At 70.0% G+C, this 26,854-nt stretch carries 23 protein-coding genes; 8 read left to right on the top strand and 15 right to left on the bottom strand.

The window, feature by feature from the left end; genetic code table 11:
- The first annotated feature begins 207 nt into the window (after window positions 1–207).
- Genes C5E10_RS15320 through C5E10_RS15330 form a run of 3 tightly spaced genes read left to right on the top strand, consistent with a single transcriptional unit; the run spans window position 208 to window position 3,692 of the window.
- Entirely contained in the window at window positions 208–1,725 is a 1,518-nt protein-coding gene (locus C5E10_RS15320; RefSeq protein ID WP_374953518.1) for an amino acid permease, read from the top strand.
- Complete coding sequence (gene alr, locus C5E10_RS15325) at window positions 1,722–2,888, top strand: alanine racemase (protein WP_104332357.1); 1,167 nt, start codon at window positions 1,722–1,724, stop codon at window positions 2,886–2,888. Before C5E10_RS15320 ends, alr begins: the two co-directional genes overlap by 4 nt.
- 51 nt (window positions 2,889–2,939) lie before the next feature.
- Complete coding sequence (locus C5E10_RS15330; protein WP_104332358.1) at window positions 2,940–3,692, top strand: IclR family transcriptional regulator; 753 nt, start codon at window positions 2,940–2,942, stop codon at window positions 3,690–3,692.
- A gap of 36 nt (window positions 3,693–3,728) precedes the next feature.
- Here the strand turns inward: C5E10_RS15330 and C5E10_RS15335 are convergent, their stop codons facing one another.
- Window positions 3,729–4,493, bottom strand: a complete 765-nt coding sequence (locus tag C5E10_RS15335; RefSeq protein ID WP_258071167.1) for an IclR family transcriptional regulator — start codon at window positions 4,491–4,493, stop codon at window positions 3,729–3,731.
- A gap of 19 nt (window positions 4,494–4,512) precedes the next feature.
- Window positions 4,513–5,217: a cyclase family protein gene (locus C5E10_RS15340; RefSeq protein WP_104332388.1), complete on the bottom strand. Its 705-nt coding sequence runs from the start codon at window positions 5,215–5,217 to the stop codon at window positions 4,513–4,515.
- 571 nt (window positions 5,218–5,788) lie between these two features.
- Here C5E10_RS15340 and C5E10_RS15345 point away from each other — a divergent pair.
- On the top strand, window positions 5,789–6,286 hold the full coding sequence (locus C5E10_RS15345) for an Lrp/AsnC family transcriptional regulator (RefSeq protein ID WP_104240203.1): 498 nt from the start codon (window positions 5,789–5,791) through the stop codon (window positions 6,284–6,286).
- A gap of 29 nt (window positions 6,287–6,315) precedes the next feature.
- Here the strand turns inward: C5E10_RS15345 and C5E10_RS15350 are convergent, their stop codons facing one another.
- The 10 genes from C5E10_RS15350 to C5E10_RS15395 form a co-directional block, all read right to left on the bottom strand.
- Window positions 6,316–6,777: a flavodoxin domain-containing protein gene (locus C5E10_RS15350; protein ID WP_104332359.1), complete on the bottom strand. Its 462-nt coding sequence runs from the start codon at window positions 6,775–6,777 to the stop codon at window positions 6,316–6,318.
- 9 nt (window positions 6,778–6,786) lie between these two features.
- Entirely contained in the window at window positions 6,787–8,133 is a 1,347-nt protein-coding gene (locus C5E10_RS15355) for an FAD-dependent oxidoreductase (RefSeq protein WP_104332360.1), read from the bottom strand.
- A gap of 113 nt (window positions 8,134–8,246) precedes the next feature.
- Complete coding sequence (locus C5E10_RS15360; protein ID WP_104298143.1) at window positions 8,247–10,340, bottom strand: acyl-CoA dehydrogenase; 2,094 nt, start codon at window positions 10,338–10,340, stop codon at window positions 8,247–8,249.
- Window positions 10,341–10,535: 195 nt separating this feature from the next.
- Window positions 10,536–11,729 carry an ABC transporter permease gene (locus C5E10_RS15365; protein ID WP_104332361.1) on the bottom strand — a complete coding sequence of 398 codons (1,194 nt, stop codon included), beginning with the start codon at window positions 11,727–11,729 and terminating at the stop codon, window positions 10,536–10,538.
- On the bottom strand, window positions 11,726–12,610 hold the full coding sequence (locus tag C5E10_RS15370) for an ABC transporter ATP-binding protein (protein ID WP_104240198.1): 885 nt from the start codon (window positions 12,608–12,610) through the stop codon (window positions 11,726–11,728). Before C5E10_RS15370 ends, C5E10_RS15365 begins: the two co-directional genes overlap by 4 nt.
- A gap of 221 nt (window positions 12,611–12,831) precedes the next feature.
- Window positions 12,832–13,551 carry a response regulator transcription factor gene (locus tag C5E10_RS15375; RefSeq protein WP_104332362.1) on the bottom strand — a complete coding sequence of 240 codons (720 nt, stop codon included), beginning with the start codon at window positions 13,549–13,551 and terminating at the stop codon, window positions 12,832–12,834.
- A gap of 104 nt (window positions 13,552–13,655) precedes the next feature.
- Window positions 13,656–15,110 carry a sensor histidine kinase gene (locus C5E10_RS15380; protein ID WP_181062798.1) on the bottom strand — a complete coding sequence of 485 codons (1,455 nt, stop codon included), beginning with the start codon at window positions 15,108–15,110 and terminating at the stop codon, window positions 13,656–13,658.
- 46 nt (window positions 15,111–15,156) lie between these two features.
- On the bottom strand, window positions 15,157–15,639 hold the full coding sequence (locus C5E10_RS15385; protein WP_104332364.1) for a hypothetical protein: 483 nt from the start codon (window positions 15,637–15,639) through the stop codon (window positions 15,157–15,159).
- Window positions 15,640–15,770: 131 nt separating this feature from the next.
- The gene (locus C5E10_RS15390; RefSeq protein ID WP_104332365.1) at window positions 15,771–16,589 is read right to left on the bottom strand and encodes a M56 family metallopeptidase; all 819 of its coding nucleotides are present in this window, start codon (window positions 16,587–16,589) and stop codon (window positions 15,771–15,773) included.
- A 74-nt stretch (window positions 16,590–16,663) separates the two neighbouring features.
- Complete coding sequence (locus C5E10_RS15395; protein WP_104332366.1) at window positions 16,664–17,062, bottom strand: BlaI/MecI/CopY family transcriptional regulator; 399 nt, start codon at window positions 17,060–17,062, stop codon at window positions 16,664–16,666.
- Between the two features lie 177 nt (window positions 17,063–17,239).
- Here C5E10_RS15395 and C5E10_RS15400 point away from each other — a divergent pair, with 177 nt between their 5' ends.
- Genes C5E10_RS15400 through C5E10_RS15410 form a run of 3 tightly spaced genes read left to right on the top strand, consistent with a single transcriptional unit; the run spans window position 17,240 to window position 20,579 of the window.
- Window positions 17,240–17,803, top strand: coding sequence for an ECF transporter S component (locus tag C5E10_RS15400; RefSeq protein ID WP_104332367.1), 564 nt, complete (start codon window positions 17,240–17,242; stop codon window positions 17,801–17,803).
- A complete protein-coding gene (locus C5E10_RS15405) occupies window positions 17,800–19,713 on the top strand; it encodes an ABC transporter ATP-binding protein (protein ID WP_104332368.1) in 1,914 nt (637 codons plus the stop codon). Before C5E10_RS15400 ends, C5E10_RS15405 begins: the two co-directional genes overlap by 4 nt.
- Window positions 19,710–20,579, top strand: coding sequence for an energy-coupling factor transporter transmembrane component T (locus C5E10_RS15410; RefSeq protein WP_104332369.1), 870 nt, complete (start codon window positions 19,710–19,712; stop codon window positions 20,577–20,579). The genes C5E10_RS15405 and C5E10_RS15410 overlap by 4 nt, the downstream gene beginning before the upstream one ends.
- 31 nt (window positions 20,580–20,610) lie before the next feature.
- On the opposite strand, the gene C5E10_RS15415 is transcribed toward C5E10_RS15410, so the two are convergent.
- Window positions 20,611–20,946 carry a hypothetical protein gene (locus tag C5E10_RS15415; protein ID WP_104332370.1) on the bottom strand — a complete coding sequence of 112 codons (336 nt, stop codon included), beginning with the start codon at window positions 20,944–20,946 and terminating at the stop codon, window positions 20,611–20,613.
- A 114-nt stretch (window positions 20,947–21,060) separates the two neighbouring features.
- The gene (locus C5E10_RS15420; RefSeq protein WP_104332371.1) at window positions 21,061–23,166 is read right to left on the bottom strand and encodes a DEAD/DEAH box helicase; all 2,106 of its coding nucleotides are present in this window, start codon (window positions 23,164–23,166) and stop codon (window positions 21,061–21,063) included.
- Between the two features lie 46 nt (window positions 23,167–23,212).
- Between C5E10_RS15420 and C5E10_RS19465 the strand changes: the two genes are divergently transcribed.
- Window positions 23,213–23,341 (top strand): hypothetical protein, encoded by a 129-nt coding sequence (locus tag C5E10_RS19465; RefSeq protein ID WP_258071168.1) that lies wholly within the window; start codon window positions 23,213–23,215, stop codon window positions 23,339–23,341.
- Here C5E10_RS19465 and C5E10_RS15425 read toward each other — a convergent pair.
- Window positions 23,338–26,784, bottom strand: a complete 3,447-nt coding sequence (locus C5E10_RS15425; protein WP_258071169.1) for an efflux RND transporter permease subunit — start codon at window positions 26,782–26,784, stop codon at window positions 23,338–23,340. The genes C5E10_RS19465 and C5E10_RS15425 overlap by 4 nt on opposite strands.
- Between the last annotated feature and the right edge of the window lie 70 nt (window positions 26,785–26,854).

Here is a 26,854-nt window from a genome sequence, read left to right on the forward strand (position 1 = left end):
GGCAGCGCGATGCTGTCTTTTCGCTGCTCGTGGCTGCCGTTCTGCTCGCTGCACTGCCCATGTGCCTGACGCGGGTTCGGACGCTTGCGTCGGCGCAGTTCGTCGGGATACTTGGGAATTACCTCTAGAGGATGCAATATAGGCATCAACGCGTGGCTATGTTGCACACTGCTCCTCGACCGCGACACAGAACTCAAAGGTGAGCCCATGTCCCCCTCAACGCACGAAGAGCTGCCCAACTCGCTCCCGCACACGACGTCGACCCAAGTGCCCCTGCGCAAGCTGCAGCGATCCATGGGCGCGCGTCACCTCGTCATGATCGCGCTCGGCGGAGTCATCGGCTCTGGCCTGTTCCTGAGCTCCGGCTACACCATCTCGCAGGCTGGCCCCCTCGGCGCCGTCCTCGCCTACGGCATCGGCGCCGTCGTCGTCTACCTCGTGATGACCTGCCTGGGCGAGCTGGCCGTCGCCTACCCGGTCTCGGGCGCCTTCCACATCTACGCGGCCCGGAGCATCAACCCGGCGACCGGTTTCACGACAGCATGGCTCTACTGGCTCTGCTGGGCCGTCGCCCTCGGCTCCGAGTTCACCGCCGCCGGGATCCTCATGCAGCGGTGGTTCCCGGGCGTCGACGTCTGGATCTGGTGCCTGGTGTTCGCCGCCGCGCTCTTCGGCATGAACGCCATCTCGGCGCGCGTGTTCGGGGAGTCGGAGTTCTGGTTCTCGATCGTCAAGGTCGCAGCCATCGTCGTGCTCATCATCCTCGGCGGCGCCGCCATCTTCGGCTTCGCCCCGTTCGGTGGCCCAGCCGCCGAGCACGGCCCCGTGTTCTTCACGAACTTCGAGACGCCGGATGGCCTCTTCCCGACCGGGATCTCCGGGGTGCTGGTGACCGCCCTCGCCGTCTTCTACGCCTTCAGCGGCTCCGAGCTGATCGGCGTCGCGGCCGGCGAGACGAAGGACCCGGCGAAGAACATCCCGCGTGCGCTCAAGTCGACGGTGCTGCGCCTCGTCATCTTCTTCATCGGCGCCATCACCGTCATCGCGGCCATCGTCCCGTACGAGGAGACCGGCGTGACCGACAGCCCGTTCGTGACCGTCTTCGAGTACATCGGCATCCCGTTCGCCGCCGACATCATGAACTTCGTCATCATCACGGCCCTGCTCTCCGCAGGCAACAGCGGACTCTTCTCCTGCGCGCGGATGCTCTTCTCCCTCGCCGAGGAGGGGCACGCCCCACGCGCCTTCACGAAGCTCACCCGGCGAGGCATCCCCCTCACAGCCCTCAGCGTCAGCATGCTCGGCGGGCTCGCCTCGCTCATCTCGAGCGTCATGGCGCCCGAGACGGTCTACCTCGTCCTCGTCTCCGTCGCAGGCTTCGCCGTCGTCGCCGTCTGGATGTCGATCGTCGCGTCCCAGTTCTTCCACAGGAGGAAGTTCGTCCGGGCCGGCGGCGACGTCAGCACCCTGGCCTACCGGACCCCGCTCTACCCGTTCGTCCCGATCCTCGCGTTCGCGCTCCTCAGCATCTCGATCGTCGCGATTGCGTTCGACCCGAACCAGATCGCCGCGCTGTACTTCGGCGTGCCCTTCGTCATCGCCTGCTACGTCGTCTTCTGGTGGCGGTACACGCGACGGGGCGCGAAACCGGCGCTCCTCGTCGACGAGGAAGCCGCCTCCACCCCAGCAGAAAAGCTGGACACACCGAGGAGCCACACGTCATGACCACCGCGATGACGGCGGAGCCGGTCTGGGTTGAGATCAACCTCGACGCCATCCACCACAACCTTCGGGAGATCAAGCGAGAGCTCGCCGGCAACAGCACGCTCTGCGTCGTGCTGAAGTCCGACGCCTACGGGCATGGCATCGATCTCGTCGGCCCCGTCGTCATCGCCCACGACATCGAGATGCTCGGCATCTCGAGGAACCGTGAAGCCGCCCAACTCCGCGCCCTTGGCTTCACGGGGCGTCTCCTGCGGCTGCGTTCAGCGCAGCCGCAGGAGATGCAGGCGGGCACCGCCTGGATGATCGAGGAATGGATCGGCGGCTTCCCCCACGCGACCGCCGCGTCGGCCGTCGCCGTCGCCTCTGGACAGAGCATCCCGGTGCACCTCTCCATCAACTCATCCGGGATCTCCCGTGACGGCGTCGACGCCTCCCGGGACGCGGGACTGGCGGAGCTGCGCGCGCTCGCCTCGCTCCCAGGCCTCGACGTGCGCGGCATCGCGACGCACTTTCCTCAAGAGGATGCGGACGACGTCCGGGCGGGCACGGCACGGTTCGTCGCCGAATCCGAGGTCATCCGCGCGAGTCTGGCGCAGCGAGGCGCGCGTTCGCCGATCGACCGGCACTGCGCCACCTCCTTCGCCGCGTTCACGGTCCCGGGATCGAGACTCGACCTCGTGCGGATCGGCGCGGCACTCTACGGCGACACGGCCGCCGACCCGAAGCGGTTCCGGACGGCGATGTCGCTCAAGTCGCGCGTCGCGGCCGTCAACGGCTACTCGCGCGGCGAGAGCGTCGGCTACAACCGCGCACATACGCTCGCAAGGGACTCCGTGCTCGCGACGGTTCCAGTGGGATACGGCGACGGCTACCCCCGCGACCTGAGCGGTCGAGCCGAAGTCCTCATCCGGGGCAAGCGCGCTCCCGTCATCGACCTGCTCGCCATGAACTGCCTCACCATCGACGTCACGGAGGTGCACGGCGTGTTCCCCGGTGACGAGGTGGTCCTGTACGGCCGACAGGGCGGTGAGGAAGTGACAGGCGCCGACCTGGAGCTCGCGCACGGGCACCTCGCCGCCGACCTCTACACGGCGTGGGGAAGAATGCTCCCGCGGAAGGCCACTGGCGTGCACGCCCTGGAGGGTGCCACGGCGCTAGGCTGAAACGTCACGACCACCGAGTTGCCCAGCAGCCCCAAGAGACGGGAGCCTCGCATGCACCAGCAATCGTCGCTCTCCCAGGGCCTGCAGCTGCTCGCCGCGGCGACGCAGCGCGAGGCGACGGGACGCAGCGCGTTCACTGTCTCGAGGCTGGCCGACCACACAGGGCTCGAGCGCAGCCGGGTGTCGCGACTCACTCAGGAGCTCGTCCAGCTGGGCATGCTCGAGAAGAACAGAGACCTCGCCTTCCGGCCAGGCCGCCGCCATTTCGAAGTGGCCGCAGCCCGCCAGATGCCGTGGCTCCGGGAGGCGCGTCGAGAGCTCCGTGGGCTCGTTTCCGCGTTCCAGGTGGATGCCCGCATCTCTGCGTCGCTCGGAGACAGGGCCTTGCTCCTCAGGTTCGAGTCGCCCGCGTCCGGCGCCAGCACCTCGGTCCGCCCGGGGATGGTGACGCCGATCTGGTGCACGGGAGCTGGCAGGGCGCTGCTCTGGGACGCGTCGACGGATGAGCTCCAGACGCTGCTCGGGAGCGCACAATTCGTCGGAGTCGGCGGCCCGAGAGCCCCCTACTCGGTCACGGAGCTCTCAGAACGACAGACTCGCGATCGCGCGACCGGACACATCGACGCGTTCGAGGAGTTCGAGCACGGGACCTCCGACCTGGCCGCTCCGATTCGCGGCGAAGAAGGGGCCATCGTCGGCGCCCTGAGCTGTGTGTCGCGGGCGCTCCCGGAGGCGACACAGCCGCGTCTCGTCGCGGCCATGGCGGCGGCGGCCGATCGCCTCAGCGCGCTCGCCGCTTCCTGAGCACCCCACGCGGATGCGCGGGGGAGCACGCGATGCTCAGTGCGCTGGAGCGGCGAGAATCGTGGACAGCGTCAGGGCGCAGTCCCGGGCGGCCGCACCCAGCTCTGCCGTCTTCGGACGCAGCTGTTCGCGTGTGCCGACGATCTGCACGGCGGCGACCACCTCACCGCGGAAGTCGTACACCGGCGCACCCACTGAGTACAGGCCGGGTTCGGCCTCCTCATCCACGATCGAGTAGCCGCGCTCGCGCGCAGCCGTGAGCCTCGCCAGGAACTCCTCCAGGCTGGCCGCGGCGTTCGGGCCCGCGGCCCGGAACTCGGTCGCGGCGAGCACCGCGGCGATCTCGTCGTCGGTGGCATCCCACAGCACCCCCTGCCCCGCGTCCGAGCAGAACGCGGGGTAGGGGCGCCCCAGCCATGACCCGATCATGCGCGCGGCCGTCGGGAGCGCCTCCACGATCGTCACCGTGCTGTCACCGCTCAGCACGCCGATGAAGCAGGCCTCGCGCGTCCTCTCGGCGAGCTCCTCGAGCAGCGTGAGTCCGTCGGTCTGGAGGCGACGATCGGTGAGCTCCTGAGCGGTGGCGTAGCCCCGCCAGCCGAGCTGGTAGCTCCGGTCCTCGAGCCTCGTGACCGCCCCTTCCTCCGTGAGGAACTTGAGCGTCCGAGACACCTGCGAGCGGTCACGCTCGAGCATCGCCGCGACCTGCGCGACGGTCGCTCGGTGCGGCGCCACGCGCGTGAGGTCGGCGAGGGTCGTGAGCACGCCCAGCGCACGCCCCATGCTCGAGTTGGAGTCCACGCGGCCAGCCTAGCGACGCTCAGTGGATGGCGAAGACGCGCGCCGGGAATCCGCTGCCGCCCAGGGGCTTGGGCCACGTCGCGACCACAGCCGCCCCCGCCGCTGGGACGCGGTCGAGGTGCGCCATGAGCTCGATCTGCCAGCGGTCCTGCTCCAGCAGATACCGCTCGAGGCTGAAGTCGCCCACCGAGGTCGCGGAGCCCGGGTCGGTGTCGGTCTGCTCGTGGCCGACCGCCGCGACATCACGCTGGGTGACCAGGAACGCCAGCACCTCGCGACTCCATCCAGGCACGTGGCTGACGCCGTCGGCGCTCGCGTTCGCCATGGCCGACGCGTCAGGCCACCGCGTGCTCCAGTCGGTGCGCAGCGCGACGAAGGATCGAGCGGGGATCCTCCCGTGCTCGCTCTCCCAGAGCTCGATGTCCTGCAGCGTCGGGGTCGCATCGGGGTCGGCTGCGGCACGCGCGCTGATATCGAGCACGACCAGCGGAAGGATCATCTCCGCGACGGGCAGCTCATCGAGGCTGCGTCCGCCCTGCGCGAAGTGCGAGGGCGGGTCGACGTGCGTGCCCCACTGGCCGATGATCGAGTACCGGTGGGCCGTGAAGCCATCGCCGCGGTCGAGGGAGAAGATCTCCGACCGCTCCTCGTCGGGGAATGCAGGGAAGCGCGGCTGGCCGGCATGGAAGGCGTGCGTGAGGTCCGTGAACGTGCGGCCGAGCATGGCCGAACGCAGCTGGGGCCACAGATCGCTGCGGGCGGCAGGAGGCTCGTCTCTGGCGCGCGAGACGAGCGTCACGCCCTCGGTGACCTCGATGACCGGAACCTCCCACGGATGGACCTCGACGATGCGCTCGAGGATCTCCGTGAGCCGGCGAGAGCCCAGCTCGCTCTCGACGTGGGTCGTCACGGCGAGCGTCGGTGAGATGGTGCGCTCTCCGGCGGATCCGAGCGTCGGCTGAGCCCCCGGGCCGACGGTGAAGCCCTCGAAGCCGATCGAGACCTCCGTCACCGTCTTGTAGTCGCCGAAGTCCCCGACCTCCGGGAACGACGAGAGGGCCTCTCTCAGGGGCCGAACGTCTGGGCTGTCTGCGAAGACCGCGGCGTTGCCAGCGACGACCTCGGCGAACGTCTCCGGCTGCACGGGCCAGTAGATCCGGATCCTGCTTCGAACCGTCGTGCTGAGAACCATGGTGTTCCTCTCCTGTGACGCGCCATCGCGTCATTCTCGTCCCGCGCCCATGCCATATAACCACGCGAGAGTGCTAATGTCACACTCAAAGAGGGAGCAGACAATGACGATGCGACCACGCGACGACATCGACGCGCAGCTGCTGCGCGAACTCACGAAGAACGCGCGAACCCCGCTGGTGACCCTCGGCAACAAGGTGCGGCTCTCCAGGAACGCCGTCAAGCAGCGCATCGAGCGACTCGAGCGCGACGGCGTCATCGAGGGCTACACGCTGGTTCGGGGACATGACGCCGGCAGCCAGGACACCCCGATCTCGGCGGTCCTGTTCGTGTACCGCTCCGACCGCATGCGCGGCTCCGACGTGCTCGCCGCCCTCGCGCAGGTCCCCGAGGTCACCAGATGCGACATCCTGACAGGCGACTACGACCTGTTCGTCCTGCTTGAAGCGCGATCGGTCGAGCGCATCAAAGAGGTCTGGGAGAGCATCGCCGCGATCCCCGGAGTCTCGGACACCGTCACGTCGCTCTCGCTCTCCACCGCCATCCGCCGCCCTCCCCCAGCACCTGCCGGACACACGCCGCCGCCCATCGCAGATGCGTGATGGGCGGCGGAAGGCCAGTCGGACGGGCGCTACGCGTCGATGCCGGCCGCTTCGAGCGCCGCGAGCAGCGTCGGCAGCCAGGCGAGCGCCGCGTCGCTCGCCGTCTGGCGCGAGCTGGCGTCGTGGCGACCGTACTCGCCGACGCGCTGCGCGCCGAGCTCCGTCATGAGCCGGTCGATGTGCTCGCTCCCCTGGCTGTAGGTGTCCGAGTAGGTGGTGTCGCCCATCCCGAACATGCCGTAGCGGTACCCGTCGAGCGCGGGACGGATCGCGTCGAGCTCCTCCCAGAAGGGCAGTGCCCCGCTCGGGAGCTCTCCGTCGCCGTGCGTCGAGCAGACGAAGAGGTAGAAGGTGCCTTCCTCGAGCTCTTCCGGCTCGAAGACGGACATGTCCTCGACCGTGACGTCGCGGTCCGGCATGGCGTCGGCGAGGTCGCCGGCCACGAGCTCGGCGTTGCCCGACTCGGTGCCGTAGAGGATGACAATGCTCATGTACTGCTCCTAGGTGTTGCTTGCGGGGTGGGGGTCTTGGACACTCGCACGACCGGCCTCGGCGTGCGCGTCGGAGGAGTCGGCCTCGGCTCGGCCGCGTGCGATGCGCAGCAGCGTCTCGGTGTTCTGCTCTTTCGCTCGCACGCGCCCCGGCCCAGCCTGGCGCTGCTCGTGCTCGTCGATCGTGCTCCACTCGGCGAAGCTCACAGCGCTCTCGTCGAGCCGCTCGAGCAGTGCGGCCCGCTCATCGTGCGGTTCATGCGCCGCGGATGCGAGCCACGCGTCGACCTCTCGCGCGACCGTCTGGCCCTCGGCGCGGCTCTCGGCGATGGTGCCCTTGGGGCCCCGTCTCGCCCAGCCCGCCGCGAAGACATCGTCCTCGTGACCGAGGAGCGCGTGCAGGAGGTGTGCGTCGCCGCGGTGGAAGCCGACGGCCGTGATGACGGAGTCGACGTCGATGGATGCGGGCTCGGCGCTCGTCGAGGCGGCGAGCGCCTCGGACGCGCCCGGTCCGGCGAGCGACAGGCGGAGGATCTCGCCGTCCTGCGCGAGCGCCACCGGCGCGACGCCGAGTCGAAGACGGACCGTGACCCGCGGGTTCTCCGGCTGCGGTCGGTCCAGGAGGCCTGCCAGGGCGACGGCCTGTGCGGACCGAGTCGACGTGTCCGCCAGAGAGCTGTCGTCGACGCCGAAGGCCTCGACGCGGACATCGTCGATGCGCCCGAGCTCGGCGAGCAGCGACGGCGTGAACTTGGCGTCGTCGATGCCTGCCCGCCCGAGCACCTCGATGACCCGCAGCCCGCCAGCTGCGGCGTCGAGCAGGGGCGAGTGCACGTCAGAGCCCTCGAAGTCGGTCTCGTGCTTGGCGAGCAGGCGCACGACGTCGATCGCGACGTTGCCGTTCCCGACGACCGCGACCCGACTCCCCAGCTGCGGGAGCGAGATCTCGTCGCCGGGATGCTGGTTGAGGATGCGCATGAACCGACCAGCGCCGATGACCCGCTCGTCGTCGAAGCCGGGAAGCGGCAGCTCCGCATCGGCGTGGAGCCCCGTGGCGACGACCGTCGCGTCGAACGCGCTGCGAACGGCATCGAACTCGACGTCCCGCCCCACCTCGACGTTACCGAGGAAGCGCACACCCGAGCGGGTGAACAGGCGATCGAACTGCCGAGTCACGGCCTTCGTGCCGACGTGGTCCGGGGCGACGCCGTAGCGAATGAGCCCATACGGCACGGGCAGTCGCTCGAACATGACGATCTCGACGTCGCGGCGCAGCTTGAGCAGCGCCTGCGCCGTGTAGCAGGCCGACGGGCCGCTGCCGATGATCGCGACGGCACGTCGGGGTTCAACGGTCATGCGGTGATGCTCTCCTCGACTCACGGGGCGCGGGAAACGCTCCGCCGAGTATCGCACCTCGACCCAGGCCGCCGCTTCAGGTTGGCGGCCGGCCGGGGCTCGGCGCGCGAGCGTCAGGCGTTGGCGCCCGCCTTCTGCTGCTTGAGCTTCTCCTCAGCGCGCATCGCCTTCTCTTCCACCGGGGCAGTGCCCGACTCCCGCTGCGCGCGCATGTAGGCGCGGGCTTCGTCTTGCCGCTCGCGCTCAGCGCCGGAGGCGATGGAGGCGCGGATGTGCTCCGGCCCGTAGCCGAAGGCATCGACGAGGTCAGCGGCATGCGGGCGCAGGCGCGCGATGAGGCGCTCCCTGTAGGCGGAGACGGCCTGAGCGCGTGGCACGGAGAGTCGACCCGACATGAGGTACCAGGCGAGGTTCTCCTCGATGAGGCCCAGACCGAAGAGATCGCGCAGCCACGTGAGCACCTGGCGGGTCTTGCCTTCCGGCATGGTGGTGATCGCGTCGGTGAACGCCTCCCACTGCAGGAGCTGGCCGTGCGCGCGGGCCGCTTCGATGAGCGTTGGCTGGTTGCGGTTGAAGAGCGCTGCCGCCTCGGCCTTGGACAGCTTCTTGGCGTTGCGCAGCTTGGCCGCGATCTCGGAGACGAGGGTCTCGACGCGCGCCGTCAGCAGCTCGTGCTGCGTGGCCGGCTGGCGCAGCCAGCCGACGGACCGCGCGCGGCTGCCGCGGTCGAGGACGATCTGGCCGATGCCCCGGAGCCCGGAGCCCGAGTAGACGCGCTCGGCGGTCTGCTCGGCGATGATGCGCGTCACCTGCCCTCGGTCCGCACCCTTGAACTGCTCGGCGTAATCGCTGAGGAGGCGCTTGCCGACAAGCTGCAGCAGCACGTGGTTATCGCCCTCGAAGGTCGTGTAGATGTCGAGGTCGTGGCGCAGCTGCGCGACGCGGTTCTCGGCGAGGAAGCCGGCACCGCCGCAGGCCTCGCGGGCCTCCTGGAGGGTGTCGATGCCGTGCCAGGTCGAGAGGGGCTTGAGCGCCGCCGCGAGGGTCTCGAGGTCTTCCCGGTTCTCGGGGGTGTCGAGCTCGCCGGAGAAGACGCCGTGGAACTGCTTGAGGAGGTTCTCGTGCGCGAAGCTGAGCGCATACGTCGTCGCGAGACGCGGGATGAGCCGCTTCTGGTGCATGCCGTAGTCGAGCAGCACCGTCTCCTCGCCATCGCCGCCCGCGAACTGCCTGCGCTCGTTCGCGTAGGTGACCGCGATCTTGAGCGCGACCTTCGAGGCGGCCACCGAGGCGCCATCGAGCGAGACGCGCCCCTGCACGAGCGTGCCGAGCATCGTGAAGAAGCGACGCCCAGGGCTCTCGATCGGCGAGCTGTACGTGCCGTCCTCGGCCACGTCACCGTAGCGGTTGAGGAGATTGCGCCGAGGCACCCGCACCTCGGTGAAGTGCAGTCGGCCGTTGTCGATGCCGTTGAGGCCGCCCTTGACGCCGTCGTCCTCGCCACCGACGCCGGGCAGGAAGCCGCCGTCGTCGTCGCGGATGGGCACGTAGAAGGCGTGCACGCCGTGCTTGACGTTCTTCGTGATGAGCTGCGCGAAGACGACCGCGGCCTTGCCGTGCAGCGCCGCGTTGCCGAGGTAGTCCTTCCAGGCCCCGCGGAACGGGGTGTTGATGACCCACTCCTGCGTGCCCTCGTCGTAGCTCGCGGTCGTTCCGATCGAGGCGACATCCGAGCCGTGGCCCGTCTCGGTCATGGCGTAGACGCCCGGCACCTCGAGGCTCATGATGCCGGGAAGGAACGTGTCGTGGTGGTACTCGGTGCCCAGGTGCATGACGGCTGAGCCGAACAGGCCCCACTGGACGCCCGCCTTGATCTGCAGGCTCGGGTCGGCCACCACGAGCTCCTCGAACGCGGCGATGTTGCCGCCGTGGTTCTCGCCGCCGCCGAGCCGCTTCGGGAAGGCCAGGTTGACGGCCCCCTCCTCGACCAGGATGCGCAGCTGGCCCATGACGCGGTCACGATGCTCGGGCATGGCCAGGGCCGGATCGCGCCAGAGCTCGGGCCGGGCCGAGTTCGCTCGCGCGCGCAGCCGCTCCTCCGGCCAGGTGCCGAGCAGCTGCTGCGACAGCCAGCCGACATCGATGCGGCTCTGCTCGAGAGCGACAGGCTCGTCGAGTTCCGGATCGTTGATGCTGATGTCAGACACGGATGCTCCTTTGCAACGTTCGGGGGTGCATCCACGCTAAGACGGGCCACCGACACGCGCCATTTCCCAGTGGGAGGGCACGAGAATCACGCGCCACTCGAGCCCCCGAATTGCACACTTCATACAACTCAGCGGGCCAAGCGTTAGCTTGACCCGCCAGAGATGTCGGTGAAACCGGTGCGATTCAGACCGCGGCTACCCCTTGAGGGCGTCGCTGAGCTTCACGCGCCCACCGATGCGCAGGATCGAGTTCTCGTAGATCCGGGCACCGATCATGATCGACACGGCGCTCGTCGCGATGAGGATCACGAGCGCCAGGATCGGCTCCCACCACTCAGCCTGGCCGAGCACCACCCGGAGCGGCATCGCGATGGTCGCCGAGAAGGGGATGTAGCTGAGGATCGTCATGAGCAGTGCGTTGCTGTTGAACAGGATCACGAGCATGTACGGGATGAGCATGAGCATCATGAGCGGTGTCGTGACGCTGCCCACCTCCTCCTGCCTCGAGACCATCGCGGAGGCGCCGGCGTAGAGGGTCGCGATGAGCACGAATCCGAACACGAACAGCACGAGGAACCAGATGAAGCCGGGCCCGATGAGCGAGAACAGCGCTCCCTGCCCCGTCGCGGCGAGCGCTATCGCCGCAGCCGCCAGGATCGCGGCGACCTGGATGAGCGCGAGCACGCTGTTGCCGATGACCTTGCCCGCCATGATGACGCGGGGCGTGACCGTCGAGAGAAGGATCTCCACGATGCGCGACTGCTTCTCCTCGACGACGCTCTGCGCGATCGTGTAGGCGTAGCCCATGGCGGCCATGAAGTAGAGCACACCGAACGCGACGGCCATGATGTAGCCGAGCGCGGGGTTCACCTCGGGCGCCTGCAGCGAGAACGATGCCGGCACCTGGGCGAGCGCCATGGAGTCCTCGGTCGGAACGCCGTCGAGGCCGACGAGCACGAAGGCCCCGTCGCCGAGGTCGCCTGCCGGCTGCCCGTCGCCCGTGAAGAGCTCGAGGCTGCGCGCATCCGTCGGCGTCAGCACCGCGTACTCGACGTCGCCGTCCGTCACGAGTCGGGCCGCCTCCTCAGCGGATGCGACCTCCGTCGTCTCGAGTCCGGCAGCTGCGGCGACGGACTGCGTTCCCGAGACGGTCGCCACCTTGGTCGCGCCGCCCCCGATGGCGTCGCCGAAGAGCGCGACGGCGACGATGCCGCCCGCGACGAGCAGCAGCGTGACGAGGAACGAGATCTGCTGGGCGCGCGAGCGTGCCTGCACGAGGATCTCGCGCTTCGCGATGAGCTGGATGCCCTTCGCCGAGCTCAGACCGAACTGTCGCGGCGGCGTGGAGACGCCCCGCTTCGGAGCCCTGGTGTCCTGTGTTGTTGTCATGCGACGACCTCCCGGTAGATGTCGGAGAGCTTCACGATGTGGCGGCCGAAGCCGAAGACGGGGCCCCGGTCGAGTGCGGTGCGGAGAATGCGCTGCGCGGTCTCGCCGGAGTCGGCGACGAAGATCGCGTCGCCTCGGTCGAACTCGAGCACCGTGATGCCCGGCTCGTCGCGCAGCCAGCCGGCGTCGCCAGCAAGCGAGATGCGGTGCATGCCCTCGGAATGCCGCTCCTGCAGCTCGTTCCGGTCGCCGCTCGCCCTGATGGCGCCGCCCGAGATGATGACGAGGTTGTCGCTGAGTCGCTCCACGACGTCGAGTTGGTGGCTCGAGAAGAGCACGGGCACACCGCGAGCAGCGAACCCCTGCAGCGTCTCGAGGACAACCTCGACGGCGAGCGGGTCGAGTCCTGAGAACGGCTCGTCGAGGATGAGGATCTCGGGCTCATGCGCGAGGGACGCCGCGATCTGCGCGCGCTGCTGGTTGCCCAGGGAGAGGTCTTCGACGTTGTCGCCCGCCCGCTCCGTGAGGCCCAGATCCTCCAGGAAGCGGTCTGCGTTGCTCGCCGCTTCCCTGGCGCTGAGGCCGTGCAGCTCGGCGAAGTACGTGACCTGCTCCTTGACCTTCATCTTCGGGTAGAGTCCGCGCTCCTCTGGCATGTACCCGAAGCGGGCACGGTCGGTGACGGCGACGGGCCTGCCGCTGATCGTGACGACGCCCGAGTCCGGCTTGACGACGCCGAGGATCGTGCGCATGGTCGTGGTCTTCCCCGCCCCGTTGCCGCCGACGAAGCCCGTGAGCTTGCCAGGCTCGACCGTGAAGCTCACGTCGTCGAGCACCTTGCGGTCTCCGTAGGTCTTGGAGATGTTCTGGATCTCGAGCATCACCCCTCCTGTCTCGCGCGACGTCCGCCGCACCGTCTCTGCGCCCGTCCACCTCTGGGCCTGATGGAAACGCTACGGAGATCGGTCAGAGGAGGGATCGGCCGCGCGACGGAACTGCCCTCGCTCGGCGTTCATCCGCTCGGGTGAGGAGGTGCCGACCACGACGGAACCGCCGGGCCCGGCTGTGCGATGCCACGCACCCGGCCGCGCGCACCCGGCCGCTACTCGACGGGGGCGACGACGCCCACGTTGTAGGCGAAGATCACGGCGTGGATGCGGTCGCGCACGCCGATCTTCGCGAGCAGGTTCGAGACGTGCGTCTTCACGGTCGCCTCGGACACGAAGAGCCGCTGCGCGATGTCCGCGTTGCTGAGGCCCTCCGCGATGAGGGCGAGCACCTCCCCCTCCCGGTCGGTGAGGCTCGCGAGAGCGGGATGCTCGGCGGCGGACTGCGAGACTGGCACGGCCTGGAGCGCGTCGCCCGGTTGGGACGGCGCACCCTCCGCGGGGTCCTGCAGCATGCCGGCGATCACGCCGCGGGTCACCTGGGGATCGAGCAGCGCGTCACCGGAGTGCACGACCCGCACCGCCTCCACCAGGGTCTCCGGCGGGGAGTTCTTGAGCACGAAGCCGCTGGCCCCCGCGCGAAGCGAGTCGCGGACGGCAGCCTCGTCGCGGAAGGTCGTCAGCATGAGCACTCGCGGCACGGACCCCTTGAGCTGCGTGATCTCGCGGGTCGCTGCGATGCCGTCGAGGACCGGCATCTGCACGTCCATGCAGACGAGGTCGGGGCGGAGCTCGGCGACGACGGAGACGGCTTCGCGGCCGTCGGTCGCCTCGCCGACGACGACGATGTCGGGTTCCGACTCGAGAATGAGCTTGAACCCCATGCGGACGAGCTGGTGATCGTCGACCAGCACTACGCGGATCTTCTCAGACACTTGGCCTCCTTTGGCACCCGCCGGAGCGGTGTCGTTCTCGTGACCGTATCGGGGCGAGGTTACCGGGAGCTTGCCGATCGGTGCTGGGACACGGTCGCATGCCGTCAGCTCTGCCGCTCGTAGGGGACGCGGAGGAGCACTCGGAAGCCGCCACCGCCCCGCGTGCTCGTCGAGAGGTCGCCGCCAGCGGCCCTGGCACGCTCTCGCATGCCCACGAGGCCAAGGCCGCCGGAGCCGTTCGCGCGCTTCGACGCCGCGGCATGCGCGAGGGAGGCTGGCCCGTCGTCGGTCACGTCGAGCTCGACGCCGCGCTCGAGGTAGCGGAGTCGCACATCTGCCGGGGCATCGGGGCCCGCGTGCTTCCGCGTGTTCGTGAGGGATTCCTGCAGCACCCGGTAGACGGCGATGCCCGTCAGGGGTGACACCGGCCGAGGCTCGCCGAGGGTGCTGAACTCCACCCGCATGCCGGCCCCGCGCAGCTCCTCGATGAGCGCTGGCACCTGCTCGATCGTGTGCGTCGAGGGGGCGGATGCGCCGGATTGCGCTCCGGAGGCACCGTCGTTCTCGCGCTGGCCGCCGTCTGCGGACTCGGCATCCGCGTCAGCGTCTGCGCTGCGCAGCGTCGTCAGCAGCGAGTGCAGCTCGTCGATCGCGACTCGAGCGCTCTGCTCGACGCCGAGGAGCGCCTGCTGGGACTTCTCCGGCGAGGTCTCCGCCGTCCGGCGCGCGGCGGCTGCCTGCAGGCCCATGAGCGAGACGTGGTGTGCGACCACGTCGTGGAGCTCCCGCGCGATGCGGACGCGGTCGAGGCGGATGGCCTGCTCCTCGACGAGGCGACGCTCGTCGGCAAGCGCCGCCGTGTACTCCTCGAGCTCGCGCGTGCGCTCCTCGAGCGCCGCCCGCTGGCCAGCCCTCCTGAAGTCGGAGTTCCCGAACCAGAACGCGCCGATGAAGTACAGCACGTTGATGAGCAGGGTGTAGGCGCCGAAGACGCTCGTGATCCAGTTCTCGCTGTCGCTCCCGTCCGAGAACGTGAACACGAGCGTGGCGCGTGTGAGGGAGTCGACGAGCGCCCACACGATCATGCCGATCGTGATCCCGATGCGGAGCAGCGTCACCAGGGCACGCTGGTTGCTCCACGCTCCCGCGGTGAAGAGCACCAGGAAGTAGCCGATCTGGGTGACGATCGTGTCGAGGTACGTGAAGGCGAATGCCGAGACGAACGCAACCGTGCAGAGCACGAGCATCCACAACGGGAAGCGGCGCCGAAGCGCGATGGCGACCCCGTACATGGCGGGCACGACGAACATGCCGACCAGCGCCGAGGCGGGGTCGGAGTCGTGGAGGATCGCGCCGACCTCTGCCGGATCTGCGCCCTTGCGCAGCTCGAGCACGGCCCAGTTCGAGAAGGCCATGAGCGCGACGGCGACCAGCGCCACGACGATGTCGGTGCGCAGTGCGCGAGGCGACGGCCCCGGACGCTTCCAGTCGGCGGGATGCTCGGCATCGATGCCCTGCAGCCGTTGCCACAGCTCGCTGCCACGTGCTGACGAGATCATGTGGCCAAGCGTAGGCGGGGGCTCCGACATTCGGCGCGCGAGCGCATCAGTCGAGGAGCCCCGTCGGCTCGGCTGGGAGGCGGCGCCACGCGGCGTGCAGCCAGATCGCGCCGACGACGCCCGTGCCGAGCCCCACGATCAGCTGCACCGCGCCCGTCGGGCTCGCACCGGTGATGGCGAGCACTCCGGTGAGGAGCAGGCCCGTGACGGCAAGGACCGACAGGATGCTGCCAGCCGTGCGGGCACCCTCCGCCCGCTTCCGCCTGGGCGAGCCGAGCACCTTCCAGATCGCACCGTAGCCGACCACGACGACGACGAGCATGACCACGAAGCTCAGCACGCTCGCCGAGCGGAACTCGGCCTCCTGCTGCCAGTTGGCAAACGCGCCGGCTGCGATCATCACGGCGAGCAGGATCGTGAGCTTGCGCAGCCTCGAGACCCGGGACGGCGTGAGCGCGCGCTCTGGCTCAGCGTCGCGCGCGACGTCGTAGCCCGGGCGTGGTTCTTCGAACGGGGTGGAGTCAGGCATGACCCAAGCCTCCCACGTCGAGCCCCCGAGGCCGTCTCCGTCCCGTCACAGAACGGATTCGAACACCTGGATGCGCGTCCAGCTTCGCCAGCGATCGACGTGAGCTGAGCGCCCTCGCTGCCCCGCTGAGCTCAGGCGTCGAGGCTCGGCGCTGCTCCGGTGGTCCGCGTGCGGAGCCTCCGCGCACGCTGCACGAGCACGTCGTCCTCGGTGCCTGCACCCGCGAGCGCCTGGAGCGCACCGGCGAGAGCATCAGCCCCGACCTCGTTCGCAGCCGCGTCGTCGGCGATGAGCTCGATGAGCAGCGACGTCGCACGGGACAGGTTCTTCGCGCCGGCGTACCGCGGCAGGCAGGCCTCGTTGACCTCCGCGAGGCGCTGCGCGAGCGCGTGGAAGCGCATCAGATGGCAGCGCTCGTGCGCCACGACGGCCTCGAGCTGGTCCCGCGTCAGCAGCTCCACGAGTCCGCTCGACACGATGACGACCGGCGCGCGCCCCGCGGCCGCGAGGGCGTGGGGCACTGGCGAGTCGACGAAGCGCACGAGCGCTCCGCCGATTCGCTCGTCCCGGTAGGACAGCACGCGCGCGGCGTCTCGGAGCTCGTCGTTCGCCCGACGTCCGTCCGCGAAGGCGCGACCGGACCGGCGAGTCACGATGAAGCCCCAGCCGAACATCGCGATCAGGCCGGCGCTCGCGAAGACGGAGGCGAGCGCGATCTCGAATCCGCTCAGCCAGCTTCCCTTATCGTGCTCCCAGGTGAGCACCGCGACGACCGAGAGGGCGACGGCCGCGAGCAGGGCGAGCGACCCGCCGACGACTGCCCCGTGCCAGAGGCCGAGGGCGAGCTGCGGGTGTCGCACCTGCCAGGTGCCTCGCGTCAGCAACGAGGGCGCGGCGAGCATCGTGAACACCGCGAACGCGAGGCACACGAGGGCCGGGATGATCCACATCGGAGATCACTCGCGCTCGGGCAGCAAGCCCGAACGCCCTCTCGGAGCCATGGTGAATGCCAGTCCGGCTCCGGCTAGCCCGCCGTGGCGGCCTCGGAGGCCGCGGCAGGCGCGTGCTGGAGGGCGGCACGCAGCAGGTCGGCGTCGCGGGCGTCGAGGTTGCCGGCGAATTTCAGCAGTGCGGCCTCGCGGCCGTCGATCGTCTTGAGGGCGTTCAGCATGGCCCGGGAGGCGTGCTCTGCCTCGCTCTGCGTGGCGGCGAAGCGGATGCCCCGCTGCTCGTGGCCGACACGGGTGACATCGCCCTTGGCCCTGAGCCGGTCGAGGGCGGTGAGGATCGTCGTGGAGGCGGGAACCCGGCCCGGGAAGCGGTCCTGGATCTCGCGCGCGGTGAGGGGCTCCGCCGCTGCCCAGAGGAGCCGCAGCACGACGAGTTCGAGCTCACCCCGCGCTCGAGTGCGAGTTCCTGGCATTGTGCTGCTCCAATTCTTGTCGCGGTGGCGCCCTGGGGAACGTCACCCAGGCATCCGCGAATCTCCAGGCTATCAAGCCCGGAGGGCTGTCGCGCGACTCGCTCTACATTTTGTAGACTTGGGTCAGCCCGTGACCCCAGCGGGACCGTATCCCGCTGAGGGAAGGCGTGGAGCCCAATGAGAACCGTCAGCACTCGTCTGCTCATGAGCTGTGCCGCGATCGGCGTCGCGGGCGGCGTGGTGTTCACCGTCAACGCCTACATCGGCGGCGCGGTCTCGAACCTGCTCCCCCTGGTCTACGGGCTCACGATCGGCCTCTACTTCATTCCGGGCGCCCTAGCCCAGGCGCTCTTTCGTCGGCCCTGGGTCGGCCTCATCACCTCTGCCCTCGCCGGGCTCGTCGCGAGCCCGTTCCAGCCGATCGCCTTCGGGGCGTTCCTCATCGGCGTCGGCATCGGCGTCCTGCAGGAGCTGCCGTTCCTCATCACCAGGTATCGGCGCTGGCATGCGTGGCTGTTCCTCGCTGGTGCGGCCTTCGCCGGCCTCATCATGACCGCGGCGGCATTCCGCATCCTCGGTGGCGGCGAGTACGACGTGCTCGGCACGGTGCTCCTCATCGGCAGCTTCTTCATCTCGCCCCCGCTCTGCACCATGCTCGCGGTGTGGCTCGCGAAGCAGCTCGAACGAGCGGGCATCGGCCGCGACCTGCGCCTCGCCGAAGACCGCAGAGCAGCCAGGTGACGACCCCGCTGCTGCGAGTCGAGCACCTCTCCGTCACCCACTTCGACGCTGCGGCCGCGCGCCCCCACGACGTCTCGTTCTCGATCTCGCGCGGCGAGGCCGTCCTGCTGCTCGGCCCCTCCGGCTGTGGGAAGTCGACCCTCGCGAGGGCACTCAACGGGCTCATCCCCCAGTCCCTCGGAGCCGAGGTGACCGGGCGCGTCCTGCTCGCCGAAGCGGAGCCAGATCCCAAGCCAGCTCCTCCCCCTGCGTCGGACCCGAGCGCCGACTCCGAACCTGGCTCGGGGTGGCACGATGTCGCCGAGCTCGGCGTCGCGGCCGCCAGCCAGCAGGTCGCCATGGTGTTCCAGGATGCGGACGCCCAGATCGTCACCGGGCAGGTCTTCGACGAGGTCGCCTTCGGCCCGGAGAACCTGCGACTGCCCGTCCCGGACATCGAGGAGCGCGTCGAGCGGGCGCTCCGCCAGCTCGGCCTCTGGGACCGCCGCGAGGACTCCCCCGACATCCTGTCCGGCGGAGGACGGCAACGGCTGGCCATCGCGAGCGCCCTCGCCATGGGCTCGCCCCTGCTTGTCCTCGACGAGCCGACCGCGAACCTCGACCAGGCCGCGAAGCACTCCATCTACCTCGCCCTCGGTGAGCTCGTGCGTGCGGGCACGCACGGCCTGCTGCTCATCGAGCACGACCTCGACGAGGCCCTGACCATCGCGACGCGCGTCATCGTCCTCGACACCAAGGGGCGACTCGCGTTCGACGGCACACCACGCGAGGTCTTCGGGCAGAACGCCGCGCGGCTGCGCGAGCTCGGCGTGTGGTTCCCGGTCGCACACGAAGCCGCGGCGTGCTTCACGGCGGCGGGCTGGGATCTCGGCCCCGGCCCATTGCCCCTGCTCGGCAGCGAGCTCGCGCGGCGTCTCGAGCGGGTGGATCGCGCGTCGCTGCCCGCCTCCGGCGACAGCGACGCGCGTCGGCGCGCGCTGGCGACTCCTGCGGAGCCTGAAGCGGGTGCCGCAGCCAGAGAGCTGCAACGGCAGTCGGGCGACCTGCCGAGCTCGAGCCTGGCCGGGAAGCGCACTCCCGGGGAGCCAGCTCCCCGGCTCGAAACCCGTGCGCTCACGGTCACGCGGGGCCGCACACGCGTACTCGGCCCCGTCTCCCTGAGCATCCCACCAGGCTCGATCACGGCCGTCGTCGGCCACAACGGAGCAGGCAAGTCGACCCTGCTCCAGGCGCTCGCCGGAGTCCGCCGGGCACCGCGCGGCACGGTCCTCCTCGACGGTCAGGACACGGCTCGCATGCGGGCGGGCGCGCTGCGCAAGCGCATCGGCTACGTCTTCCAGAACCCGGAGCACCAGTTCCTCACCCACACGGCGCGCGAGGAGCTCGCCTTCGAGGTCGAGCGCGGGGCGGCGGATGCCAGGTCCCGCGTCGACGACATGCTCGAGCGCTTCGGCCTCGCCGAGCACGCGGCACGGCACCCCTTCCTCCTCTCCGGTGGACAGAAGCGAAGGCTCACGGTGGCCGCCGCACTCCTCGACGGTGCCGACGTGCTTGTGCTCGATGAGCCGACGTTCGGACAGGACCGGGCGCGGGCGGAAGAGCTCGTCGCCCTCCTGCGTGAGCTCCACCGGGACGGGGCGACGCTGGTGCTCGCGACCCACGACCTGCAGCTCGTCACGGAGCTCGCCACGCACCTGCTCGTCCTCGATGGCGGCGTGGTCGCGGCGCACGGCGAGGTGAACCGGGTCGTGGCCTCCGGGGCGCTCGAGGCCGCGGGTCTCGGCTTGCCGCCCCTGCCACGAGCGCTCGCCGGGGTGCACCGGCACGCCCACCTGCGCGAGATCACGTCGATCTCGCAGCTGGAAGTCGCGCTCGCTCGCCACCCGGATATCCGCGGCGGCGCCTCGTGAGTGGCGCCGGGAACGCCCTCGTCTCGCGCCCGAGCGTCGATCGCTCCCGTCGTGAGCACCTGCCGTGGCTGCACCGGCGCACGCCGCTCGTGAAGATCGCGGCGACGCTGCCCGCCATCGTCGCGATGTTCGTCGTACGGGACGCGTTCAGCCCGGCCCTCCTGATCCTGCTCTGCGCGCTGGTCATCCTCAGCGGCACTCGCCTGTCGGGACGCGGCACGCTGCTGCTGATCGTGGGCGTTCCGGTCGTGCTGGCCGTGCTGTCGGTGACGCTCGGCGTCTGGGTGGACCCGACCGTTGCGGCGGAGACGACGAGTGCCGCTCCCCTGCTCGCGGTATTCGGGCTCGATGGGACATCCACGATCTTCGAGATCGCCGGGCGCCCGTTCACGGTCGCCGCCTGGGCGACGGGTCTCGGCACGGCGCTGCGCCTCGTCGCGATCGTGCTGCTGTCGCTCGTGGGCGGCATCGCCACGGCCGGGGACGACTTCGTGCGTTCCCTGGTGCAGCACCTCCGTGTTCCCTACCGCTTCGGCTACGCGGCGATGGCGGCGTTCCGGTTCGTGCCGAGGTTCCGGTCGGAGCTCGACGTGATCCGGGCAGCTCGCCGCGTGCGCGGCATCGACCGCGGACGCGGGCCCATCGCGTGGCTGCGCTCCCAACTCGACGTCGCCATCCCGCTGCTCGCGGGCGCGCTGCGGCACGCCGACCGAGTTGCCCTGTCGATGGATGCACGTGCCTTCGGCTTCGCGAGCACACGCACCGAGCGTCACGTCCTGCACACGGACACGGGCGATTGGGTGCTTCTGCCCATCGCCTGGGCGACCACGGCCTTCGCGCTGCTCGCGCCGAGCCTGTTGAGCTGACGCCGCCGAACGAAGCGCAGCAGCGCCAGCGCTACTCGGCGGTGTTCTGCCCGAAGTTGCTCTCGGCCACGCCCGTCTCGTCCGGGCCGGTGGCGAAGCGCGTGTCGTGCGCCTCCGCCTCCTCGACCTCCGCCTCGAGCTCCTCCGGGGTGTCGACCTGCTCCGGCTCGAAGAGCGAGCCTGCGTCGGGGAAGAGGTTGCCGTCGCCGTGCGCGCGCTCGTTCTCGAGCTGCTCGGTGCTCATGCGAGCCGAGCTCGCCTGAGCCGCACGCTCGCCGGCAGAGCCTTCGCCGTTCGCCGCGACGTCTTCGCCTGCACTCGCCTGGTCTGCCCGCGCCTGCGGGTCGTTCGCCTGCTGTTCGCTCATGGGCGCAACGCTACGCGGGCTTCATCAACGTTCCGCGTGCGCCGCGACGACAGATGCCCCTCGGGCTGGAGCAGCGTCCATCCCGAGGGGCATCGGTCATCGGCGTTCGGCAGCTCAGTCGGCGTAGGCCATGAAGGCGTCGAGCTCAGCGCCACCCGGGCGTGCCGGGATCATGGGAGCCTCGATCTCGGCGCGCTCGAGCAGCTCCGACATCCGGCGGCGGCGCTGCTTCGGGATGACCGTGACGACGGTGCCGCGCTGACCCGCGCGGCCCGTGCGGCCCGAACGGTGCAGGTACGACTTGTACTCCTCGGGCATGTCCGACTGGATGACGAGGCGGATGTCGTCGACGTGGATGCCTCGCGCGGCGACGTCGGTCGCGACGAGCACGTTGACCTTGCCGCTCGTGAGGAGTCGCAGGTTGTGCGTGCGGCGCCCCTGCGTGAGGTCGCCGTGGAGGGCGGCCGCGGGAACGCCGGCCATCGAGAGCTCGGTCGCGAGGCCTTCTGCTGCCACGCGGGTCTTCGTGAAGATGAGGACTCGTCCGCCCGAGCCGGCGAGCTGCTCGATCACGGCACGCTTGTCGTCGCGTTCGACGACGAGCACGCTGTGGTCGATGTCGGTGTGCTGCTCTTCCTCACCGGCGACCTCGTGCACTGATGGCTTCTTGAGGAACTCCGTGACGAGCCGCTGCACGGCGGCGTCGAGCGTCGCCGAGAACAGCAGTCGCTGGCCGCCCGGCATCGTCATGCGGAGGATGCGCTGCACCGGCTCCAGGAAGCCGAGGTCGCACATCTGGTCGGCTTCGTCCAGCACCGTGATCTCGACCTGATCGAGGCGCAGGAAGCCCTGGCGCTCGAGGTCCTCGATGCGGCCGGGCGTGCCGATGACGATGTCGACGCCGCGCCCCAGGGCCGTGACCTGCCGCTGCTGCGGCACGCCGCCGTAGACCTGGGTCGTGAAGAGGCCGACGCTGCGGGCGATGGGCTGGATCGTCCGGTCGATCTGGAGGGCGAGCTCGCGAGTCGGCGCGACGATGAGGGCGCGGGGCGCGCGCCCGATCTTTCGCTTGCTCGCGTCAGCGTCGCGTCCGCGGGCCACGCTGAGGCGCTGCACGAGTGCGGCGCCGAACGCGATCGTCTTGCCGCTGCCCGTGCGGCCACGGCCGAGGACGTCTCGGCCCTGGATCGCATCCGGGATCGTGGACGCCTGGATGGGGAACGGGCTCGGCGCACCGAGCTCGGCGAGCGCGTCGACGATGTTCGCGCCGAGGCCGAGGTCGCCGAAGCTCAGGCCGTCGGCGTTCTTCGCTCCGACCGCGGTCGGGGCGAGGCGCTCGAGCACGCGGTCCTCGTCGTGAGAGGGGGCACGACCGGCAGCCGACTGGCTGTGGCTGCGGTAGTCCTGGATGGCCCCGCGCTGCGGCTGGTTCGCGCCTGGCGCCGTCGGGTCGAAGTGCTTCGCGCTGCGGTCACCGCGGGAACCCGCCGCCGGCTGGCGGCCGTGCGACTGGCGCAGCGCGTCGTGGTGGTGCCGGTCGATGCGCTCGTTGCGGTCCGAGAACTGGCCGTCGCGACCGCGACCGCCGCCACGGGCGGGAGCTCCACCGCGAGTGGGTGCACCTCCGCGAGCGGATGCTGCCCCCTTGCGGGTGCTGTAGCGGTCTTCGCCGCGGGGGCGGCTCTGGTCGGAGCTGCGGGAGCTGTCGCGGGAACGGTCGAAGGACTCGGCCCGTCCTGCACCGTCGTAGCCGCCGCGGCGGTCGTCGCCGCCTGCACGGTAGCCGCCCCGACGCTCGTCGGTACCAGAGCCGCGGCTCGCGCCGCGTCGGTCGTCGCCGGCGGCTGGCCGAGAGGCGCGTCCGTAACCGCCCTGTCGGTCGTCACTGCGTGCGCCGTAGCCGCCTCGGCGGTCGTCGCCGCCTGCACGCGCGCCGCCTCGTCGGTCGTCGCCGCCTGCCGAGCCGCCACGGCGGTCGTCGCCGCGGTACGAACCGCGCTCGCCGCCGCCCGAGGAGCCGGAGCCACGTCGCTCGTCGCGGCCGCCTCGGCGATCGTCGCCGCCGGCACCGTCGCGGCGGCTCTCGCTCGCCCAGCGCGGGTTTCCGTTGGCGCCAGCGCCGCCACCGGCACGCGCCGGTCGCTCGCCACGACCCGAGGAGTCCTTGGGGATGTAGTTGCTCGCGGGCTTGAACCCGCCCTTTGCTTTGCGCTTGGGCATGTGTGCCTTCTCCAGTCCGGCACGCTGCTCACACAGAATTCGGCGCATGCCCAACTTGCCAGGATACTCGACAACTCGCGACCTGGCCAGGGCGGCACTCGCGAAGGTTCGGACGGTGGCCCTCTGCTTCATCGAGGTCGTCACGATCAGCGCCCATGGGCCGGTTGGCCGCTAAGGTCGCGGGGTGCTGCGCTCCTCGCTCTGCTCGGCGGAAGCGAGCTCCTGCTCGATGCGCTCCTCGCGGCGGGCCCGGCGGCGTTCGAGCGGCCCTTCGACGACGGAGTAGAGGGCGGGGAGGACAAGCAGCGTCAGCACCGTGGAGGAGAGCAGCCCGCCAATCACGACGAGCGCGAGCGGCTGCGAGATGAAGCCGCCGTGACCGGTGATGCCGAGCGCCATCGGGGTGAGGGCCAGCATCGTCGCAAGCGCGGTCATGACGATGGGCCGGACACGTCTGGCGCCTCCGGCGAGCATGGCCTCATGCACGGCCAGGCCCCGCTCCCTGAACTGGTTGACGAGGTCGATGAGCACGATGGCGTTGGTCACGACGACGCCGATGAGCATGAGCACGCCGATGAGGGAGGCCACACCGAGGGGCACGCCGCTCGCGAGCTGCAACAGGATCGCGCCCGTCGCCGCGAACGGCACGGACACGAGCAGGAGCAGCGGCTGCAGGAGGCTCTTGAAGGTGGCCACCATGACGATGTAGACGATGAGGATCGCCGCCAGCAGAGCAAGCCCGAGCTGCTGGAATGCGGCTGCCTGGTCGGAGCTGACGCCGCCGAGGGCGGCCGTGGCACCCTCTGGCAGGGTGATCGTGTCGAGCTGCTCGGTGATGAGCGCATTCGCTGAGCTGAGGTTGTCGTCGGTGGGCACGACCGTGACGGAGGCGAGCGGTACCCCGCGCTCGGACGAGATGGAGACGGGTCCATCGACGATCTCGACGCTCGCCAGCGTGGTGAGCGGGACGGGGCCGAGAGCCGTTGGGATGCTCGTGGCGCGGAGCGCGTCGATGTTCGCCGGTGGTTCGGACCCCAGGAGCACAACCTGGACGCTGGATCCGTCGATCGTGAGCGAGCCGACCGGGGTCGGCTGGAGCTGCTGGGCGACGATCGCCCCGATGGCCGTCTGGCTGAGCCCGTACTGGGCGGCCGTTGCCTGATCGATGTCCATCTCGACGAACGGCCGGGTCTCGTCGAGGTCGCTCGTGACCTCGCCCAGCTGCTCGACTCCCGCGAGCACGGCGACGACCTGGTCACTCGCCTGGCGGAGGGTCTCGGCATCCGGTGCGGTCAGGTCGACGCTGATCGCGCTCGAGAATCCGGCGCTGCCGCCACCGCCGACGGAGATCTCGCCTGCACCCTCGAGGCCGTCGAGCTCCTCGCGGAGCTCGGCCTGGATGGCGTCGGAGTCGGCGTCGGTGGAGGTGGTCACGGAGAAGCTCGCGCGGGAGGCTCCGCCGCCGGTGAAGAGCGATGCGGCTCCGCCTCCGCCGATCGTGAGCTGCACCGTCTCGACGCCCTCCTTGGCCCTGATGAGGTCCTCCACCTGGGAGGCTGCCTCGCCGGAGGCGGCGAGCGTGAGGTTGGGTTCGAGGGTCTGCGTCACCGTGAAGCTGTTGCTGCCGGTGTTGCCGAGGAAGTTTGTCTTCATGAGCGGCGCGAGCGCGCCCGTGAGGATGAGGATGAGCAGCGCCGCGCCGAGCGTGATGAAGGGACGGCGCAGGGTCCAGCCGAGGACCGGCTCGTAGCCGCGCTGCAGCCAGCTGCTCTCTTCACTCGACGAGGCGAGCTCGGAGTCTGGGCCGTTCTCTGCGCGGCCGGCGACGGCGGCCTCTTGCTCCGCCTGGCGGCGGAGTGCACGTCGAGGGTGCAGGTCCTCGTCGTCGCTGCGCAGGCCGAGCGGCGCGAACCGACCGGCGTCGCGCTTGGCGCGCTCTCGACGAGGGCGCACGCGGACGGGCTCGACGGGAGCCTCGTCGTCGCCCGCGGTGGGCAGCGGCTCCTGCGCGGTGACGCCGCCAGAAGTGGGCGCCGCCTCGCTCGCGAGGACTGCCTCCCGGTCTCGGGCGGTCTCGCCCGCGGGGGTGCCGCCTCCGGCCCAGGTCTCCGCCGTGCCGACGCGGGCGCGGCGCTTGCGGTGCCGCCCTCCGAGCATCCAGTAGGCGAGCACGGGGACGATCGTGAGCGAGACGAGGAGCGACGCGAGGAGCGCGATGACGCTTGTGAGGGCGAACGGGCGGAAGAGCTCTCCGGAGATGTCGCCGACGAATGCGATGGGCAGGTAGACGGCGACGGTGGCGATCGTGGCGCTCGTGACAGCGGTCGCGACTTCGCGGACCGCCTCCGTGATGACGCGTACGCGCTCGGTGCCGCGCAGGCTCGCATCCGGGTGCATCGACATGTGCCGCTTGATGTTCTCGATGACGACGATCGAGTCGTCGACGACTCGCCCGATCGCGATGGTGAGGGCGCCGAGCGTGAGGATGTTGAGCGAGTACTCGGCAGCCTGCAGGCCGATGAACGTCACGAGCAGCGAGGTCGGTATGGAGATCGCTGTGACGAGCGTCGCGCGGAAGGACAGCAGGAAGACGAAGATGACGATGACCGCGAAGACGAGCCCGAGGAGGCCCTCCACGACGAGGGTGTCGATGGACTGCTGGATGAACGGGGCCTGGTCGAAGACGATCTGCAGGGTCGCTCCCCCGCCGATGGATGCCTGCAGCGCCGGAAGCGCGTCGCGGACCGCCTGCGACACCTCGACGGTGTTGGCGTTCGCGAGCTTCGTGACGGACACCGTGAGCGCGTCCTCGCCGTTGACGCGGGAGATGGAGGTCGCGGGCTCTGGCCCGAGCTCGAGCGTCGCGACGTCGCCGAGGGTCGTCGTGGCGGGGGTGGCCCCGCTGAGGGGCAGCGCGGCGATGGCGTCGACGTTGTCGAGCAGCGTTCCGGCCTGCACGGTGAGGGCGTCGTCGCCCTCGGTGATCTGTCCGATGGGGATGAGCGTGCCTGCCGCGTCGAGCGTGTCGCGGATGCTCTGGACGCTGGCTCCGGCCCCCGCGAGCGCCGCCTGGTCTGGCGTGATCTCGATACGGGAGACCGGCGCACCGCTGACGGCCGCCTCGCGGACGCCGTCGAGCTCGGTCAGCCCTGGCACGGTCGAGCTCTCGAGGCTGGCCGCGAGCTCCTCCGTGCTCGTGCCACCCGTCGCAGCGATCTGGATGACCGGGAAGTCGTCGATCGAGCCGCTCAGCACGGTCGTCTCCGTACCTTCCGGCAGCTGGCTCTCGATGCGGTTGAGCGCCTGCTGGATGCGCTGCTCGGCGTAGACGGTGTCGGTGCCGTACTCGAACTCGACCGTCACCGACGACAGGTTCGCGCTGGAGGTGACCTGCGTCGAGGAGAGCCCCTGAAGCCCCTGAAGGGAGGTCTCGACGAGCCTGGACACGTCCTCGTCGACGATCTCCGGCGACGCGCCCGGGTAGCTCGTCACGACCGACACGATCGGCAGGGAGACCGAGGGAATGAGCTCCTGCTTGAGCGAGGTCATGGACAGTCCGCCGAAGAGGAGCACGGAGAGCGTCACGAGGGCGATCAGCGCGCGGTTCTTCAAGCTCATCTCAGCGAGTTTGTGCACTCCGTCAGTGTCGCACGCACCGCCGACACAGCCGGGGACCCCGCTGAGTGCG

The sequence above is a fragment of the Pseudoclavibacter sp. RFBG4 genome, assembly GCF_002931515.1.
Lineage (GTDB): Bacteria > Actinomycetota > Actinomycetes > Actinomycetales > Microbacteriaceae > Pseudoclavibacter.